This window comes from Enterococcus sp. AZ101 (genome assembly GCF_050499005.1).
Lineage (GTDB): Bacteria > Bacillota > Bacilli > Lactobacillales > Enterococcaceae > Enterococcus_L > Enterococcus_L ureilyticus.
In genome coordinates, this window is sequence record NZ_JBMHEZ010000003.1 from 499,605 (window position 1) to 519,141 (window position 19,537).

Sequence of the window (19,537 nt, forward strand, 5' to 3'; positions counted from 1 at the left end):
ATTTATTTATCCACAGCACGTTCTGCAAAACAAATCCAAGGAATACAGACTTTTCGCAAAGTTATGCACAGCTTAAAAATAGGATGTGCATAACTTTTTAACAACCTGTTTTTTTGTGTAAAAGTGTGGAGAAAACTAAAAATGAAATGTGCTGCTTAAAAAAACTATCCACAAGTTATCCCGAATGTTTTTTATTTTGTGGATAACTTATTTCGTTAAGTGGAAAAATTAATTTCTTAAAATTTATTGACAAATATACCCAATACTAGGTATACTATCAAAGTATGTCTATGTATTGATGGATAGTTACAATTTCAGGAGGTGGAACAAGAGATGAAAAGAACGTATCAACCAAACAAACGCAAACGTCAAAAAGTTCACGGTTTCCGTAAACGCATGAGCACAAAAAATGGTCGCAACGTATTAGCGAGCAGACGTCGTAAAGGCAGAAAAGTTATTTCAGCATAATCTATGTTGATTTTAAATAACGAATCAAGTTCAAACTAAGAACCCTTTATTATCTTCACAATGTATGTGTGGAAATAATAAAGGGTTCTTTTGTTGTGAATCACCACGATTGGCTTAGCCAGAGTGGATGATGAACAATACTTGGCGAACGTAGTGAGCGAAGTTACCTAACTAGAGAATCACTACATCAAGATAGCACTTTAATAAAAAGCAGAGAAAGTGAATAGCTAGAAAAAAACTGAGCTCATGGAGCTTAGCCAGAGTGGATGATGAACAATACTTGGCGAACGTAGTGAGCGAAGTTACCTAACTAGAGAATCACTACATCAAGATAGCACTTTAATAAAAAGCAGAGAAAGTGAATAGCTAGAAAAAAACTGAGCTCATGGAGCTTAGCCAGAGTGGATGATGAACAATACTTGGCGAACGTAGTGAGCGAAGTTACCTAAGTAGAGAATCACTACATCAAGATAGCACTTTAATAAAAAGCAGAGAAGTAAATAGCTAGAAAAAAACTGAGCTCATGGAGCTTAGCCAGAGTGGATGATGAACAATACTTGGCGAACATAGTGAGCGAAGTTACCTAAGTAGAGAATCACTACATCAAGATAGCACTTTAATAAAAAGCAGAGAAGTAAATAGCTAGAAAAACTGAGCTCATGGAGCTTAGCCAGAGTGGATGATGAACAGGAATAGCTATATCTAAGAAGCGTAGCAATCTAATTAATGAATTGCTAAAAAAATAGAAAATGCAGCAAGTGATTTTTCCAAAAGTATTTCGCTACAACAAGAAATAAAGTGAAAAAAAAGCAAAAAAATGATACTATATGAATTTGAAGTCATTAATACTAAAATCTCTGGATATTTTCCCTGAAATTTGAAAAAAAATGACCGAAATATGCTATTATTATAGAGTGAGTAAAAAAGAACGATAGAAAGAAACAAAGGGATGCAGATGAAGAAATCCTATAGAGTAAAAAAAGAGAAAGAATTTCAAACTGTCTTTCAGCATAAACAGTCTTGCGCAAATCGAAGATTTGTTGTATACGTATTGGAAAAACCGGAACAAAAACATTTTCGGGTCGGAATTTCCGTCGGGAAGAAAATCGGTAATGCCGTAGTTAGAAATGCTGTAAAGCGTAAAATCCGTACATCGATCTACCAATTGAAAGAATCAATCGATCCGATGTGCGATTTTATTATTATTGCACGACCAGGTATCGACAAGTTAACATCTGAAGAAGTTCATAGTAATATCAAGCATGTTTTAAAACTTGCAAAAATTTTGAAATAAGAGAGGAACAGTTTTGTGAAGAAGTATAAACGCTTATTATTGATGGCAGGTTTAGTAACGCTTGTTTTCGTATTATCTGCCTGTGGAACAGCTCCGATTAACGAGAGTAGTACAGGAATTTGGGATCGCTATATTGTCTATTATTTCGCTGAAGCAATTAAATTTTTATCCATTTCAGCAAATACAGGTGTTGGGATCATCCTATTTACATTAGTGATTCGGATTATCTTATTACCATTGATGCATTTCCAAACCAAAAGTATGCGCAAAACACAAGAATTACAACCTAAATTAAAAGCGCTACAAAAACAATATTCATCAAAAGATCCAGAAACACAACGTTTATTCCGTGAAGAACAACAAAAACTATATGCAGAAAATAATGTAAACCCATATGCAGGTTGTTTACCATTATTGATTCAAATGCCAATCATGATGGCGTTATATCAATCCATTTCTCGCGTTCCAGAATTGAAGCAAGGAAGTTTCATGTGGTTGAATTTAGGTCAACCCGATCCCTATCTAATTTTACCGATTCTTGCGGCAGTCTTTACATTTGCCAGCAGTTATTTAACAAGTATGAGTCAAATCGAATCAAATGCTTCATTGAAAATCATGAATTTTGTCATGCCCGTTATGATTTTTGTGATGGGGATGAGCTTAGCCAGTGGACTATCCCTTTACTGGGTGGTTTCAAATGCTTTCCAAGTAGGTCAAACTTTATTGATCAACAATCCATTCAAAATCCGCAAAGAACGAGCAGAAGCAGAGCGACAAGTAAAAGAACGCGAGCGAGCATTGAAGAAAGCAATGAATCCTAAGAAAAAAAATAAGAAAAAATAAAAGGAGGTTTTCCAGATGCCGGTTTATGAGGGAAACACAATTGAAGAAGCAACAAATAAAGGGTTGCACGCACTGAATTTGTCAAAAGAAGATGTAGAGATCAACGTGATCACAGATGCTAAAAAGGGGTTCTTGGGTTTTGGTAAAAAATTTGCTCAAGTATCAATTGAACCTACAGTCAGTGAACAAATCGCAGAAGCCATTGAAGAGACAGTTGAAGATATCATTGTGACTGATGAGGAAGTCAAAGCTGAGACAGCTTTTGAAGAATTATTAGTGCATAAGGCTGATCCCTCAGAAACAAAAGTCTTGGAAAACCTAGAAGATGAAGAAGCAATCACTGAGTTAGCTATGTATTTAACCGCGATCTCAAAAGAATTGAATGCACCAGCTTTAGTCCGTTTAGAACGTAAAGATGGATTATTGGTTTTCCATTTAGATACAGATAAACAAGGGATTTTGATTGGGAAACACGGAAAAGTTTTAAATGCGATGCAATATTTAGCACAAGTTTTTGTTCATCGTGCTGCTAAGAATAAATTGTCTGTAGTGGTAAATGTTGGTGATTATCGTGAAAAACGCCAAGCGATTTTACAGCGTTTAGCGGAAAGAACAGCAGAGAAGGTTAAACAAACAGGGCGTCCAGTTTTTCTAGAACCGATGCCAGCATTTGAAAGAAAGCAAATTCATTTTACGCTAAGCAAAGATGACCATATCAAAACGCACTCAGAAGGCGATGAACCTTATCGTTACCTAGTTGTTGAACCAGTTAAAAAATATTAATAATAAAGTTGATGACCCTTTAAAAAAGCAATTTTTTAAAGGGTCATTTTTTGTTGAAATCACGGTACAGCACTAAAAAACACATTGACAAATACTATGAAACAAAGTATATTTTAAACGAAATCATTCTTATCAACGTACAAAATACGATGATAAAGTAGTTGGAGCATTTGTGCTTCTTCCAGCCTGGTTCTTTTAGAATCAGGTTTTTTCTATATTCTATTAAAAAAAGAAAAGCTAATTAAAGCTCTTCCTTTTTTCTTAAAGAATAATCAACCAATCGTCGTTTGAGTAAATTGAACCACAGTTCCATAAGCAAATATTTCCACGACCCATTTTCCTTGGTACTCTACATATTTTTCTTCAAAGTGACAATTGATAACAGCATCTGCTTCATACTCAAATGCGATCACTTTCAGCTGGCGGTAGACACCACTAAACACATCATTTGGATTAACTTCAGGTGAAAATAAGTCTGTCTCAATTCGATCTGTTGCAAAAACAATATCCCGAACGATATACTTTTTATTCACATTTCCCGTAGATAACGTGATTCCACTTAAACGATTCTCTAATTCTTGTTCGTTTAGTTCGTCTCTTTTTGTTTGTTTCATAGTAGGAACCTCCTCGTCTTGTTACGTTTATTTTAAAGATAATCTTTAAGAAATGCAAAGTTAAAGAACAATGAACCTAAATAAACAATGTTGCGAAAAAATAAAAAATATGCTATTCTATGTCATGAAATTAATAGGAATTGACGCAGTGAAAGTGCTAGATCCAACCTGAAAAAATAAGGGGTGGAGTGGGCGCTTTTTTTGTAGCCAAAAATGGCTTCATACATAGTAATTATTACGCAAAAAACATCTCAATCCATCAATGAAAGGAAGTTAATCATGCAACAAATAACGCTAGAGTTCGATACAATCGCCGCAATTTCAACACCGCCTGGTGAAGGAGCAATCAGCATTGTTCGTTTAAGCGGTGATGAAGCAATCAAGATTGCCGATAAAGTTTACCGATCTGGAAGTAAACAATTGTTAGAGGTTCCCACACATACAATCCATTATGGGCACATCCTTGATCCCAAAGATGATAGCTTGCTGGATGAAGTGATGGTTTCAGTGATGCGGGCACCAAAAACATTTACTAGAGAAGATGTGGTGGAAATCAACTGTCACGGTGGGATCGTCGTTGTGAACCAATTATTGCAGCTATTATTAAGAGAAGGCGCACGTTTAGCTGAACCAGGTGAATTTACAAAGAGAGCCTTCTTAAATGGTCGAATGGATTTGTCACAAGCAGAAGCTGTGATGGATTTGATTCGGGCGAAAACAGACCGAGCGATGCACGTGGCTTTGGATCAATTAGATGGAAATTTATCTTCCTTGATTCGTTCTTTAAGACAAGAAATTTTAGAAACATTAGCTCAAGTTGAGGTAAATATCGATTATCCCGAATATGATGATGTGGAAGAATTAACGACTAAATTATTACTTGAAAAAGCAGGTTTTGTTAAAGCCCAGATCGAAGGGTTACTAACAACAGCTAAACAAGGAAAAATTCTGCGTGAAGGATTAAGTACGGCGATCATCGGTCGTCCAAATGTTGGGAAATCAAGCTTATTGAATCATTTATTACGTGAAGAAAAAGCCATCGTAACAGATATCGCTGGCACAACGCGTGATGTGATCGAAGAATATGTCAACGTCCGTGGCGTTCCATTGAAATTGATCGATACAGCAGGTATCCGAGAAACGGAAGACATCGTAGAGCGGATCGGTGTGGAACGTAGCCGTAAAGCATTAGCTGAATCTGATTTGATTTTATTGGTCTTGAATCAAAATGAACCACTAACAGCAGAAGATCGTCAATTATTGATAGCAACAGACGGATTAAAACGAGTGATCCTACTGAATAAGATGGATTTACCTACTCAACTAAATCGAGAAGAATTAACACAACTTGTTAATAATGAAGAAATTTTACCTGTGTCAGTCTTATCTAACACAGGGATGGAACAGTTGGAATTAAAAATCGCTGATCTTTTCTTCGGTGGACAAACTGGAGAAAAAGATGCAACCTATGTATCCAATACCCGTCACATTGCTTTACTAGATCAAGCAGCGCTCGCATTAGATGAAGTGATTCGAGGAATCGAAGCTGGAATGCCTGTGGATCTCGTTCAAATGGATATGACACGTTGCTGGGACTTTTTAGGTGAAATCGTCGGTGACAGTGTTCAAGACGAACTAATCACCCAATTATTCAGTCAATTTTGTTTAGGAAAATAGAAAGGAAGAGTCGATGAATCAATTTAAAGCAGAATCGTATGATGTAATCGTAGTCGGAGCAGGGCACGCAGGCTCAGAAGCGGCCTTAGCATCCGCTCGCATGGGCAGCAAAACGCTGCTTTTAACAATCAATTTAGATATGGTGGCCTTTATGCCATGTAATCCGTCTGTGGGAGGTCCAGCTAAAGGCGTCGTGGTTCGAGAAATCGATGCCTTAGGCGGCGAAATGGGTCATAATATAGACAAAACATACATCCAAATGCGGATGCTAAACACTGGAAAAGGTCCGGCCGTTCGCGCCTTGCGCGCCCAAGCGGACAAACATGCTTACGCTACTGAAATGAAACACACGATTGAGCGTACGGACAACTTATCATTAAGACAAGGAATCGTGGAGCGCTTGCTCGTAGAAGACGGTATTTGCAAAGGCGTTATCACAACAACAGGCGCACAATACCAAAGTAAAGCGGTGATCATTACAGCTGGAACTGCACTGCGCGGAGAAATCATCATCGGTGAATTGAAATATTCTTCTGGGCCTAACAATTCTTTACCATCAATTGGTTTAGCGGATCATTTAAAAGAGCTAGGCCTTGAAATGGATCGTTTCAAGACTGGAACACCACCACGTGTGAAATCTAGTACGATCGACTATTCAGTGACAGAAGAACAACCAGGCGATGAAGAACCAAATCATTTTAGTTTCAGTACGCCAGATGATGCCTATAATTTAGATCAACGTTCTTGTTGGTTGACCTATACGAATGAAGGAACGCATGAAATCATTCAAGACAATCTACACCGCGCACCAATGTTTACCGGAATCGTAGAAGGAGTAGGCGCACGTTATTGTCCATCGATCGAAGACAAAATCGTTCGTTTTTCGGACAAACCTCGTCATCAACTATTCTTAGAACCAGAAGGCTTGAATACAGAGGAAGTCTATGTTCAAGGGCTGTCAACTTCTTTACCAGAAGATGTTCAAACGGATATACTACATTCGATTGCCGGGTTAGAAAAAGCTGAAATGATGCGTACAGGCTATGCAATTGAATATGATGTGGTCGTGCCGCATCAATTGCGTCCAACCTTAGAAACAAAAGTCATCGACGGCTTATTTACAGCAGGTCAAACCAATGGCACGAGCGGTTATGAAGAAGCAGCAGGCCAAGGATTGATTGCAGGAATCAATGCAGCACTTAAAGTACAAGGCAAAGAACCATTCGTGATGAAACGTAGTGATGGCTACATTGGTGTAATGATCGACGATCTAGTAACAAAAGGAACCAACGAACCTTATCGTTTATTAACATCAAGAGCGGAATACCGGTTGATTTTACGTCATGATAATGCAGATTTACGTTTGACAGAACAAGGTCATGCTATTGGGTTAGTGAAAGAAGACCAATATACAGCCTATCTTGAAAAGAAAAAAGCTGTTGAAGCAGAAATCACACGCTTAAGTTCAGTCAGAGTGAAACCTACAGCGGATGTACAAGCATTTTTAGAGGCAAAAGGATCTGTTCCATTGAAAGATGGAGTCTTAGCCAGCGACTTCTTAAAACGTCCGGAAATGTCGTATTACGAAGTGACAAAATTTATTCCAGCAGCACAAGAAGAACTGGATAATAAAGTGATTGAACAAGTAGAAATTCAAATAAAATACGAAGGCTATATCAAAAAAGCGTTGGACAAAGTTGATAAACTAAAACGAATGGAAGCCAAACGAATTCCAGAAAATATTGATTACGAAGCAATCAACGGTTTAGCGACAGAAGCCAAACAAAAATTACAAAAAATCCAACCAGAAACAATTGCCCAAGCAAGTCGGATCAGTGGCGTCAATCCGGCTGACGTTTCGATTTTGATGGTGTATATCGAACAAGGGAAAATAGCAAAGGTACAACCAGAAAAGGCTTGATTTCAAGCCTTTTTTTTGTTTCATGTGAAACATTTTGTCTCTATTCGTCGTAAAAAAGCTGGCGTACTGTCGAAATCTAATCATTTTGCATTAATTTTTTTATAACTATTTTAGGGAGACTTTTAACAGTAAAGTAAAAGTTACTCAGAACAAATATGAAGTAAGATCAAGGTGTAAAGAACATGCTAGCTATAATTTATCTGCTTTACATAGATAGCAATAACAGTCTTATTAATCAAAAAATGAAGGAGCAAAAGAAGATGAAAAGTATGGAACAAATGATCAAATGGATGTCAGATCGAAAAGGAAGAATCACTTATTCTATGGCGGCACGCTTAGGACCGAATAGCTATGATTGTTCTAGTGCTGTTTATTTCGCGTTGATCAATGGAGGGTTTTTATCAGCTGGAATGATGGGAAATACGGATACTCTTTTCTCACATCTAGAAAATGCCGGTTGGGTTCAGATTCAAGTAGATACAACAGGCAATTATCCTGCAAAAAAAGGTGATATTTTTATCTGGGGAAAACGTGGAGCATCTGGTGGTGCGGCAGGTCACACAGGTATTTTTATAGACAACAGTGACAACATTATTCACTGTAATTACGGCTACAACGGCATTACAATCAACGACCATGATACAATTTGGCGATTAAATAGTTGCCCTGAGATAACGATTTATCGCTATAATAAAGAGGCAGAGTCATCCTCACATCTAGTCACTGCAAATGCTAAACCTACTCCACAAGAGACACAATCACGGTTAATCCCAATGTCAGGGACATTCTATCCAGACCGAAAATTAGCAGTAAGCCGAGATACCAATCCAGATGACAAAATTAGTCCAGCACTGGCGTATTATTTACCGAAAATGGCGATCAACTACGATCATTATCTGCATAGCAATGGCTATGTTTGGATCAGTTATGTCAGTCCTGGAGGTGTACGCCGCTATGTTGCAGTAGGACCAGATGATGAGCGGACCGATACAACATGGGGAACTGGCTTCTTCAATTGATAAAAAAACTGGATTTCTATAAAAAATAAAAAAGAACAGATAGCTCAATTGGTTACAGTCAATTTTAGCTCATTTTGACTATACCGATCCTACTATATTACATTTAGATTGTGCGTTAAGCTGCGTCAATATTGATGGCAAATGGACTTCCAATCAATGAATCTGTCTACATTACCGATCAGTCATTTACACAGTTGATCGAAGAGCTGAAAGCACATGACATAAAAGTGGAAACCTTAGATTATGAGGTTTCTAGAATATTCGGTGGTTCATTCCGCTGTACCACACAAGCATTATTAAGAACAACCAACGAATCAAAAAGAGTATAAAAAACCGCAACTTCAGATTTTCGCCAAATAATAGTAAAAAAGAAACCAATCTTTCACCACAAAATAGTCACAATCTCCAGTTATTATTAAGTCATACCAAACAAACAACCCTAACAAAACACTTTTTCATTTTTTAACTCCTTTTCCCACTCTTCCCCGAAGAGTGGGTTATTTATTGTGAATCACTGCGACTGGCTTTGCCAGAGCAGATGATGAACAATACTTGGCGACCAAAGGGAGCGAAGTTTCCATACAAGAGAATCACCAGCAAGTTATGACTTCACGAAAGTACAGAAGAGGATAACCGGAATAATCATAGCACGACTGGCTTTGCCAGAGCAGAAGATGAACAATACTTGGCGACCAAAGGGAGCGAAGTTTCCATACAAGAGAATCACCAGCAAGTTATGACTTCACGAAAGTACAGAAGAGGATAACCGGAATAATCATAGCACGACTGGCTTTGCCAGAGCAGATGATGAACAATACTTGGCGACCAAAGGGAGCGAAGTTTCCATACAAGAGAATCACCAGCAAGTTATGACTTCACGAAAGTACAGAAGAGGATAACCGGAATAATCATAGCACGACTGGCTTTGCCAGAGCAGAAGATGAGCAATACTTGGCGACCAAAGGGAGCGAAGTTTCCATACAAGAGAATCACCAGCAAGTTATGACTTCACGAAAGTACAGAGAAGGATAACCAGAAAGAACCATAGCACGATAAGCTTTACCAGAGTATCGTTCATTTTTTATATTACTATTTAGTATGTTTTCCTTTTCTTCTCTTCCAGAAAAGGAGGGATCCGGCTGTGCCTGTTATAAAAGCACCTAGTCCTTGTCCCAATAAAGAAGTTTCTGTACCTGTATTTGGTAATCTTCTTTCAGAACGAGTATTTGGTAGTTTACTGTTTGTAGGAGCTGAAGTTGTGTCTATTTTTTTACTTATGACAACAGTTGTTCCTTTTTCCTCAAGTTTCTTCTTAGGTTCTACTAATGCTGCTGGTGCCTCGGTTAGCTGGACTGCAACAGGTGCTTCTAGTGTATTAGGTTTAGTTGGTGCAGTAAGCTCAATTGGCTGTTCTATCGGAGGTATTACCGGATCAATTATTTCTGGTGTTACAATTTCTGGAATAATTGTGGTGTCAACGATGGGAGCTTTTTCAAATTCTTTAGGTTGTTCTAAAGGAGCTATATCCTTAACATCTTCCAAGTCGTCTAGTGCAACAGGACCATTAGGATGGCTGCTTTCCTCAGCTTTTTCACTATCTAATGCCACATTTGTTACATCATCAGAAATACCTAATTCTACAATTGAATCCGGAGGAGTAGACACACGCTTTTCTGTTAGAGTAGGTAAATTAATTCCTGTGATTGGTTCAATTATTTTAGTTGAAGCAACAGCTGGCGCAGATACTGGATTAGGTTGTTTTGCTCCATTTTGTACTTCCTTCGGCATATTGATTCCTACAGGTTTTGTAGGAGTCAAAGACATATCAGGAACTTCGGGAATTTCTGGAGCATTAATTTTTTTGAGTACTAGCGTGTCTAATTCAGTTTTAATTGTTTCTAGATTAATAGGTGGAAGGATGACCTCTCCAATCTTAGATTGTGCGGTTACTTTCCAAGGAGTTGCTGAACCTGAAACAACATCTTTTATCCATTCGTAGAGAGAGACACCTTCGTTATAATGAGTTGTATAGAAATCATCTAAATTTATTTCATAAGTAAATGTCATGATTCTAAGATTTGAAGTAGCGTTGGCCGAAATTTTATCTGAGTTTTTGGGTGGCTCAACATTATTTCCCGTTGCTAAATTGAATTCTTCAATAGCGGTAGCCATGGTAGAATTGGCCGCTTTCCACTTATTAGAAACACCTTTTAGGTAGTCAACATACTTCCCAAGTTTATCAATTGCTCCACCTGTAATTGACTTATAGATTGATACAAATTTATCCTTTTCTTCAGATGTATTTAATGATTCTAAACGTTCAGTTGGATAGCCAATAGGAGCAAAATCAAGGTTTCCTGTGGTGTTAATAATGTCAAGCCAAGAATCTAATTCTTCGTTAGGATCTCCAGCATTTCCTTTAGACCACCCTGTAGTGTATGCATCGAAAGCCTCAGAATAGTTTTTGTATGATTGGTAATATTGCTGATAGGCGCTAGCACTGTTTTTATTAGTTTCCATCACCTGTTCAGCTTCCGCAATATAGTTCATTAAAGTAGTTTGAAAATTTTCTGGTCCATAAATAAGGTCATGAACGATTTCTGGTTTAATAGAACTAGCATTGTAAAGCTCATTTTTAGTTTGATATTCTTCAATGATTGGCCAGGACTCATTTAAAGCTTTAGTTAAAGCTAGTTTAGCTGTGTCATATTTCGTTTGCCATAGTGCTAAATCAGCAGGAATATTATCAAGGTTTTCAAATGTAATGTTATCAGCTGGAAAGTCATTAAGAATGTTATCCATTCCCATTTTGGCAGCATTGATTTCACTTGCAGCAGTAACAGCTTTCTGATAAACATCAAGTGCATCTTCGTAGGGTTTTCCAGCTGTAAGGAAGCTTTCTTTTGCAAGATCATACTTGGTTTTTAGTTTAGTAAAGAGTGCTAGGGCGGTATCATAGTCTGTATTAACAGTGTTTAATTTTCCGTTAGCTATTTTATAGTCAGCATCAGCCACTTTCCATGCACCATTGGCGGCATCGTATGCTTTACCAACCTCCTTATACTTTTCATGAAGTGTTTTAAATGCATTTTCTGATTCTGTATACTCTTTTGAAACAGCCGTGAATTCTTTTTCGTGGACTTGTTGCTCATTTTTCGCTTCGCTTAATTTAGTCAAAGTCGCGGTATAAATTTCTAAAGTTTCGCCATATTTAGTTTTTAGACCAGCATAGTAAGCAGCTAGATCTGCATATTCTTCCTCGCGCAGTATAAACGTTTCTTTGGCTTTAGAAATAGCTGTTGTGGCTGTTGTATAAGCCGTTTCAGCAACAATGTATTCGGTGTTTAAATCAGCAAATTGTTTCGTTATCTTATCGTAATTTACTTTTGTTTCAGTGTATTGTGTTTCTAAAGATGTGTATTGTTTTTGGGTTACGTTCAATGTTTCACCTAGTTTGGCGAAAGATGTTTCAGCTATAGTCAGGTCGGTTTTTAGCTTGATTAAATGCTCTGCTAATACGTGATATTCCGGTAAAATAAGATCATATTTGGTACGTGCTGCTTCATATTTTAGCTGCGCTTCTTTATATTTTTCGTTCACCTTAAGATAGTTCGTCTCAATAGTCTTGAAGGCTTCTGATCCATTTATAAATTTCTCTGATAGGGCATCATAGGCTTCTTTTAACTGATCATACTGGACTTTTACTTCAGCAGATTCTGTGAGCGCCGCTTGATAGGCGCTTTCTGTTTCAGCATAGACACTCGTTGCTTGTTTGTATTCAATACTGAGTGCATGGTAGTCTTTTTCTAATTGTTGATAGTCAGCAGTTGCTTGATTACATTGTGTTACAAGAGTATCATGCTTTTGTTTGAGCGACTGGTAAGATGCAGCAAACAGATGATAGTCAGCGCTTGCTGTTTCATATACTGTTTGAATTTCTTTAAATTTCGTAGTGAGTAGCTCTCCTTGTTCTTTTACTTGTTGGTATTTTTTGCTTACTTCGATATAGCGAGCATTATTTTCGTTATAGGCTGCTAGGGCGGCGGTATATTCTGCAGTCCCTTCTTTATACTGTTTTAAAATTACCTCTGCGTCTGCTCTTTTTTCGTTATAGATAGTCAAATCAGTTTCATAAGTAGTGAGTGTAGCATCGTATTCAGCTTTTTGTTGATCATAGGCTGTTTTAGTTGTCTCATATGCTTTGGTTTGTTGATCGAAGGTCGTTTTTTTTGTTTCGTACGTTGTGCGTTCCGTTTCATATTGAGTTGCGATTTCTTTTAATTGACTAGATAAAGTCTTATAAGTTGTTTTCGCTTCTTCGTATACTTGTTTCGTAGTAACGTAATTTTCTTTGATTTGATTATACCCCGCTAGTTTTCGCGCATAATCATTGATTGATATCGTTAAATCGGACAGCTGTTTTTCGTAAACTGTTTTATCAGTCATATAACTTGTGTTCGCCTCATTATATTCTGTTAATAGTTCGTTATATTTTTCAAGGTCTTTATCATAATCAGATTTTACTTTAATATAGTCCGTTTTGGCTGTTTCAAATTCTATTTTTAAGGTGTTGTATACCTGTGTTGCTCCGTTTAATTCTGTTGCTTTGGTATCATAAACTGTTTTTTCAGTATTGTAATTGCTAAGCAGCGTTCCATAAGAAATTTTTTGTGCGTTATAGTTTGTTAGTTGAGTGTTGTATTTATTTTTTTCCTCATTGTATGCTGTTTGAACGGTTTGGTAAGCTGTTGCAGCATCTTCGTAAATTTTTCGATTCGTTTCGTACTTACTTCGTAAATTTTCGTAGAGTATTCTTTTTGCTTCAGCATCTTTGTTCAAGGCTTCATATTTAGCTTGCGCATCTACATACTTTATTTGCTTATCCAAAAAAGTTGCTTCCGCCCTTTGATAAAGGGCTTTTTCTGTTTCGTAAGCCGCTTTGGCTTCATTATAAGTTTCAATATGTGCTTCGTAGCTGGATTTGTTTGTTTCATATGTAGCTTTATGTGTGTTATAAGTCTTAGCCGCTGCTTCAAAAATCGTTAACTGTGTTTGGTAGGTTTCTTTTAGTTCGTCTAAAGTTGTTTTAAGTTGATTTGCTGCAGCATACGTTTTATCAGCTTGGTTTTTATGGGTATCATAGTCTTCTAATGCAGTATCGTACGCTTCTTTTGTATCCTCGTATTCTTTTTTTGCAGTTGTATATTCTTCTAATATACTCTTATAATCTTTTTCCAACGTTGCTTGAACAGATCGGGTCTGCTCAACTGCTGCAGCTAATGCGTGTACTGAGCTACCAGAGCCGATTAGAACCGTACTTGAAAATAATATAAATTTAAATGAACCTTTTTTCCATGAGTCATTCATTAAAGCACACTTACCTTCCTTTTTTGTAATAATGTTAATATAGTAAAAAATCAAAACTTTCGTAAATATAATGATGAACAGTGTTTGTTAGTATAAATCCAGATCAAACAACCCTAACAAAACATTTTTTCATTGTTTAACTTCTTGTCCCGTCGTTGCCTAAAGGGCAGGTTTTGTTTATGTAAGTAAAAAAATTCTCCTTCTTAAAAAAAATAGTAATTAGAAAAAGGCATTATAACCAATCTTTCTATTAATAGTATAACTCTTTTTATAACATATTTGTATTCTTATGTAAAAAATGATAAAGTTTGAATATATAAAGGCTTGAAATATCTTTTAAAGAGGAGCGATAGAGTGAAAAAGAGGAAAATAAATGTATTGATGCTTGTGTGTTTACTAGTACCTATTTTTTTAGGGCCGATAAATGCCTATGGACTGGCTATGGATGTAGAGGGAGTTGAGTCAACTAGTGCAAATACCCAAAATTTACTGAGAAATGAACCACTAGACGAAACGAGTATGTCTAGTACACATGTAGAGGCTGTAGAGGAGGAGCATCAACTGTCAAATCCTGATGCAGAAAAAAAGAATCAACTCAATGTTACATGGGTAGGCGTCGATGGAACAGAGACTAATTATTTGAACGAAATTTTTACACAAGAATATTGGAAAGGGCTATTACGCATTAGCGGAACTGTTCCAAGGGAAGATCATGCTGAAATACGCTATATTATTGACATGGGTAGTGATTTTAATGGAACATTATCCAGTAAAAATCCTGAAGTAGGTGTACATAATCTGCCTCAAAATGGACAATGGGAAATCATCAGTACGTCATTATTAGATGAAGCAACAGAGTATTGTGAAGAAATAGATGTGGTACTTGAAAAAAAAGAGATGAACAATCAGAAAAGTAGTTTCGAATTTAATTCTATTCAGTTAATTTATGGGGAGAGTAGAGAAGAAGTAAAACCATTAACCTTAGTCTTGACTATCCCAACTGAAGAGGAAGAAACACAAAAAATCCCTGAAATAAAACCTGAACAACAAGGATTATCCCCAATTATTCGTGAATTACCGGATATCAAAAATAATAATCAACCTGTAGCCAATCTTTCCATTTCAGAAGTCTACTCTAACCGTACGCCATTGGCAGGTGAATACTTTGATATGACTGTTCGGATCAATAGCGGTAGTATTGGTGAATCAGATGCACCAATTAAAAACACCAAAATTATTGTTACTTTACCTGATACTATAGAAATTATTTCAGTACCAGAAAGTAATGTTTATCAAGTAACCACGGAAAATGTAGGTTTAAATAAACAAATAACGATTAACTATTTAAAAGAGTTATCCGTTGGAAAGATGCTGACACTACCTTTTGGTTTGCGTTTTAAAAGAGGCGTTAGTTTGCCTACAACAACATTGAGTGGGTTAATCAAAGTGAGTGCAAATAATGCAAATGGAAAAGAAAAAACGCTAGATGGTATTCACCCAAAAATCAATGAAAGCGTGAATCATTTGATTGCCGAAAAAGATCCAGACGCGGAACCTATAGAGATCCATACATCTAAAATAAAGATCGTTCCTGAATCAGAAGTCGGCGGTGTCAATATTAAAAATGGCAATTTGCATATTGAATTCCCAGCTGAAATTGAGCTCTATAGTGTAACCTATCAAGGAATGAATTATCCTGTAGTTGGACCTGAAAATGGACTTTACAACGTAGTTATTCCAGTTGGAGATATCAATGTTGAAGGTGCAGTGACTACGGTGGATTTAACCTACGAATACCCGTATTCTACAACGGGAATGCCCAAAAATCATGAAATCAAAGCAACTCTGAAGGGGGAACGTTTGGACGGTACATTTGTAAATGATGAGGTCATTTTATCAGAAACAGTGCCAGCTTTAGGAGATTTAAGCGGTTACCCTGGCATTAAATTTTTTACAAAAACAGCGCCTAACAGAATGCTTAAAGAGAAAGATCAAACATTGGCTTATACACTTTCATTTTCACCGAAATTGGATATGAGAAATAGTTATTTAGTGGACGATCCTCTCAGAAGTTCAGATGAGATAGATTTTTTTGAAGGTTTCCGCTATCAAAGTTTTTCTTGGTCAGCACAAAAAAGCAAAAATCCGGGAATCACAGGATTGATTAGTACAGAATTATTTTACCAAACTAAAAAAAATAACAACTGGGTTTCGATGGGACCCACAAGTCTAGGCAATACAATTCAAGTATCAAGTTTAGGTCTGGCTGCGGATGATTATATTACCACTGTAAAGTATGTATTTACTTATCAAGGGTCAAAGAACATCCCTAAAGATGCTGGGAAGGTGTCAATTTCAGCAGTTGGTAAAACCATGGAAGGAGTGAAAGATCCTACTCTTTCACTAGTAGATGGTTTGACCAATACGTTGTATATTTACGGAGACCGCAAACATGCGAATGCATCTGAAAGTTCCTATGAGCCTTTTGTACAAGGTGGCTATGAAGCGAATCAGGATAATAAAAATAATACGCAAACAGCAACGACAATTTTTACAGGTGAAGGTGCATATCCTGGCTATTCTGGATGGGAGTCTCCTTTTTATCCGAGGATCAATGACATTGGTTCAACCTTCAGCTACAAAATTCGTGTCAATAATGTCTTAGGCTCAGGGAAATTGAAAGATCCTATTTTATATATCACTGTACCCTCGAGTATCACTATTGAAAATGTAGCATTAACGAATCCACAGAATGATCCAGATGCGCAAATTGAAATCAAACAAGTGAGTAATACCATACAACTGGTGACGATTCGCTACAATAATGATTGGCGCAACAATGAAAACTATAACGCTGATCACGAGATAAAAATCACCGCAAATGGCTCCAAAAATGTAAATAGCATGGAGGAATTCAATAATTATTTAGTATCAGGAGATGCCAAACAAAATTATGACGGTGGAGCCGACTGGGTTACAGGTGTTCCTGGTGTGGGAAATGTTGTAGCAGCAATGTCGAAAAATCGAGTAGTTCAATTCAATCGTTCAGTTGGGTTAGATAGTAAAATGGAAATTTCCAACAACGGTGCTGATTTTTCTCGTTTTATTCACCTGTTAGATCAACAAGGTACAGGAACAGATGTAACGTATCGACTAACGGTTCCAAACAATGGTAATGTTAAAATCAATGAATTGCATGTCATTGATAACCTTCCGAATCCTCAGGATACCATGACTATCTCAGCGGATGGCCGTCATTCTACGATAGGGGGACAGCTGAAATCGATCACATTAGCTGATGGCTCTTATCTAGATGGAAATTATGAATTATTTTACTCATTAAATACGACAGCTGAAAATAATCTAAGGGAATTAAATAATTTAACAAACGATCAATCTATATGGCAGTCTTGGGATGGTCAAACGCCTTTGGATAAGGCCGTTTCAGCAATTAAAATCATCAAAAAGGATGGATTAGAGAGCAATCAGCTCGTTTCCTTCCGCTTGTCATATCATATTCCAAAAGCAACAAATGATCTAGAGACACTTTGGAATAGTTTTGCTGTTGGTGGTAGTTATGTCGACGGTACAACCAATACAACTTTAGAAGTCGGAGAACCTGTAAAATCTGGTGCATACCTTGCTGCAGACGAACCAACTAAACAAATAGCAGGCATTCTTTGGGCAGATGAAAATATGAATGGACTAAGAGAAGAGTCTGAGATAAGAATTCCTGATGCTGAGGTTAATCTTTATGACTGGAATAATGATTTGGTTGAAACAACAAAAACAAAAGAAGATGGATCCTATGAATTTAATCGATTGTACAATAAAAAATATCGAATAACAATTAAACGAGTCAATTCAAATTTCAACTTAACAACGTATCAAGCGGGTTCCGATAAAACGATTGACAATGATTTTTTAGAACTAGATGGAGCCAAACAGTACGGAGAAGCTTTTGTTGACCTACCAACAGAAGAAAAACCGCTGGATATTGATGGCGGATACACGGAACCAACTACGATTGATGGATATATCTGGTATGATAGTGATCGTGACGGGCGACAATCGGCTGGTGAAGCTCCTACGAATGATATCACCGTTTCTCTTTATCGAGTAGATAATAATAGACAAAACTTATTTGTAAAAAAGGTTCAAACTGGTGCAAATGGCAAATATTATTTTACAGGTTCAGATATCAAACCTGGAGATTACCAGATTCAAGCAGAGATTCCGGTTGATTACGTCCCGACAATCAAAGGAGAAGGAACGGAAAAACAAGTTTCTAAATTTAATCTTAATGGGAAAACAGATAGTATAAAAGTGACAAAAGGCCGCAATGGTGAGTGGGATTTAGGCTTATTATTAGCGCTGCCGACATATACAAAAATTGAAGGAAAGAAAATTTGGAAAGGGGATAAAAATAAAAAAAGTGAACGGCCTCAATCAATCAAGGTTCAAGTATATCAAGATGGACAAGCTTACGGGAATCCGTTCATAGTAAACTCGAATCAGACAGATGAATGGTCATTTTCGCTAGAAGGATTACCAGAATATAAGGTACAAAGCGATCAAAAATATAGTTATACAATGAAAGAAGTTGATGTTCCGGTAAACTATACAAGTGAGGTCGACCATACAAGCTTAACGATTACCAATACCTATATCGGTGATGATACTGAGAAAGAACCCAATTCCAGTGATACTGAAGAAACGACAGGTGAATCAACGAGTAGTTCAAATAATGCTAGTGAAGAAAAAATAAGCCCAATTGAAGGGAACAATTCTACGAGTTCCTCTTATCCTATGAGCAAAAATTCTGAACGGAATGAAACAAATAGAAATAAATTACCAAGAACAGGTGAACAACCACAAAATTATTATTTTATGGGGATAGCTATATTAATCGGAACTATTGGGATTCTGTTAATGAAAAGAAAATCTCTCGAAAACTTAAAATAAGAATAGAAAAAGCAATAAAACATGAAAAAATTCATACTTTAAATAAATAGTTGTACTAAATAATCCAAACTTTCAACACAAAATTATCACAATTTCGCGATAATATATAGTCGTACCAAACAAACAACCCTAACCAAACACTTTTTCATTTTTTAACTCCTTTTCCCACTCTTTCCCCGAAGAGTGGGTTATTTGTTGTGAATCACTGCGACTGGCTTTACCAGAGCAGATGATGAACAATACTTGGCGACCAAAGGGAGCGAAGTTTCCATACAAGAGAATCACCAACAAGTTCTCACTTCACAAAAGTACAGAGAAGGATAACCAGAAAAGACCATAGCACGATAGGCTTTGCCAGAGCAGATGATGAGCAATACTTGGCGACCAAAGGGAGCGAAGTTACCATACAAGAGAATCACCAACAAGTTCTCACTTCACAAAAGTACAGAGAAGGATAACCAGAAAGAACCATAGCACGATAGGCTTTGCCAGAGCAGATGATGAACAATACTTGGCGACCAAAGGGAGCGAAGTTTCCATACAAGAGAATCACCAGTAAGTTCTCACTTCACAAAAGTACAGAGAA

10 protein-coding genes and 1 pseudogene are annotated in these 19,537 nt (G+C 37.0%); 9 read left to right on the top strand and 2 right to left on the bottom strand.

What is annotated here, in order from left to right; translation table 11 throughout:
• Nucleotides 1-333 precede the first annotated feature (333 nt).
• The 4 genes from rpmH (at nt 334) to jag (ending at nt 3,388) form a co-directional block, all read left to right on the top strand.
• Nucleotides 334-468, top strand: coding sequence for a 50S ribosomal protein L34 (gene rpmH, locus IGJ50_RS16300; protein ID WP_010762140.1), 135 nt, complete (start codon nt 334-336; stop codon nt 466-468).
• A 955-nt stretch (nt 469-1,423) separates the two neighbouring features.
• Complete coding sequence (gene rnpA / locus IGJ50_RS16305) at nt 1,424-1,762, top strand: ribonuclease P protein component (RefSeq protein ID WP_069640159.1); 339 nt, start codon at nt 1,424-1,426, stop codon at nt 1,760-1,762.
• A gap of 15 nt (nt 1,763-1,777) precedes the next feature.
• Nucleotides 1,778-2,605, top strand: a complete 828-nt coding sequence (locus IGJ50_RS16310) for a YidC/Oxa1 family membrane protein insertase (protein WP_069640158.1) — start codon at nt 1,778-1,780, stop codon at nt 2,603-2,605.
• A gap of 15 nt (nt 2,606-2,620) precedes the next feature.
• Complete coding sequence (jag, locus tag IGJ50_RS16315) at nt 2,621-3,388, top strand: RNA-binding cell elongation regulator Jag/EloR (protein WP_069640157.1); 768 nt, start codon at nt 2,621-2,623, stop codon at nt 3,386-3,388.
• A 272-nt stretch (nt 3,389-3,660) separates the two neighbouring features.
• Here jag and IGJ50_RS16320 read toward each other — a convergent pair whose 3' ends face one another.
• Nucleotides 3,661-4,002, bottom strand: a complete 342-nt coding sequence (locus IGJ50_RS16320; protein ID WP_069640156.1) for a hypothetical protein — start codon at nt 4,000-4,002, stop codon at nt 3,661-3,663.
• A gap of 279 nt (nt 4,003-4,281) precedes the next feature.
• Between IGJ50_RS16320 and mnmE the strand changes: the two genes are divergently transcribed.
• The 4 genes and pseudogenes from mnmE to IGJ50_RS16340 all read left to right on the top strand — a co-directional run.
• Nucleotides 4,282-5,679 (top strand): tRNA uridine-5-carboxymethylaminomethyl(34) synthesis GTPase MnmE, encoded by a 1,398-nt coding sequence (gene mnmE / locus IGJ50_RS16325; RefSeq protein WP_429951483.1) that lies wholly within the window; start codon nt 4,282-4,284, stop codon nt 5,677-5,679.
• A gap of 13 nt (nt 5,680-5,692) precedes the next feature.
• Nucleotides 5,693-7,600: a tRNA uridine-5-carboxymethylaminomethyl(34) synthesis enzyme MnmG gene (gene mnmG, locus IGJ50_RS16330; RefSeq protein WP_429951484.1), complete on the top strand. Its 1,908-nt coding sequence runs from the start codon at nt 5,693-5,695 to the stop codon at nt 7,598-7,600.
• A 260-nt stretch (nt 7,601-7,860) separates the two neighbouring features.
• A complete protein-coding gene (locus IGJ50_RS16335) occupies nt 7,861-8,619 on the top strand; it encodes a peptidoglycan amidohydrolase family protein (RefSeq protein ID WP_429951485.1) in 759 nt (252 codons plus the stop codon).
• A gap of 43 nt (nt 8,620-8,662) precedes the next feature.
• Nucleotides 8,663-8,948, top strand: a pseudogene (locus tag IGJ50_RS16340) (amidinotransferase); the annotation flags it as partial.
• A gap of 760 nt (nt 8,949-9,708) precedes the next feature.
• Here the strand turns inward: IGJ50_RS16340 and IGJ50_RS16345 are convergent.
• Complete coding sequence (locus tag IGJ50_RS16345) at nt 9,709-13,986, bottom strand: LPXTG cell wall anchor domain-containing protein (protein ID WP_429951486.1); 4,278 nt, start codon at nt 13,984-13,986, stop codon at nt 9,709-9,711.
• Nucleotides 13,987-14,340: 354 nt separating this feature from the next.
• Between IGJ50_RS16345 and IGJ50_RS16350 the strand changes: the two genes are divergently transcribed.
• Nucleotides 14,341-18,951 carry an SdrD B-like domain-containing protein gene (locus IGJ50_RS16350; RefSeq protein ID WP_429951487.1) on the top strand — a complete coding sequence of 1,537 codons (4,611 nt, stop codon included), beginning with the start codon at nt 14,341-14,343 and terminating at the stop codon, nt 18,949-18,951.
• Nucleotides 18,952-19,537: the final 586 nt, after the last annotated feature.

Bases quoted from the DNA above. Each gene is read 5' to 3' on its own strand.
- mnmE (WP_429951483.1), top strand. From the start codon at position 4,282: ATGCAACAAATAACGCTAGAGTTCGATACAATCGCCGCAATTTCAACA.
- rpmH (WP_010762140.1), top strand. From the start codon at position 334: ATGAAAAGAACGTATCAACCAAACAAACGCAAACGTCAAAAAGTTCAC.
- IGJ50_RS16345 (WP_429951486.1), bottom strand. From the start codon at position 13,986: ATGAATGACTCATGGAAAAAAGGTTCATTTAAATTTATATTATTTTCA.
- IGJ50_RS16335 (WP_429951485.1), top strand. From the start codon at position 7,861: ATGAAAAGTATGGAACAAATGATCAAATGGATGTCAGATCGAAAAGGA.
- jag (WP_069640157.1), top strand. From the start codon at position 2,621: ATGCCGGTTTATGAGGGAAACACAATTGAAGAAGCAACAAATAAAGGG.
- rnpA (WP_069640159.1), top strand. From the start codon at position 1,424: ATGAAGAAATCCTATAGAGTAAAAAAAGAGAAAGAATTTCAAACTGTC.
- mnmG (WP_429951484.1), top strand. From the start codon at position 5,693: ATGAATCAATTTAAAGCAGAATCGTATGATGTAATCGTAGTCGGAGCA.
- IGJ50_RS16320 (WP_069640156.1), bottom strand. From the start codon at position 4,002: ATGAAACAAACAAAAAGAGACGAACTAAACGAACAAGAATTAGAGAAT.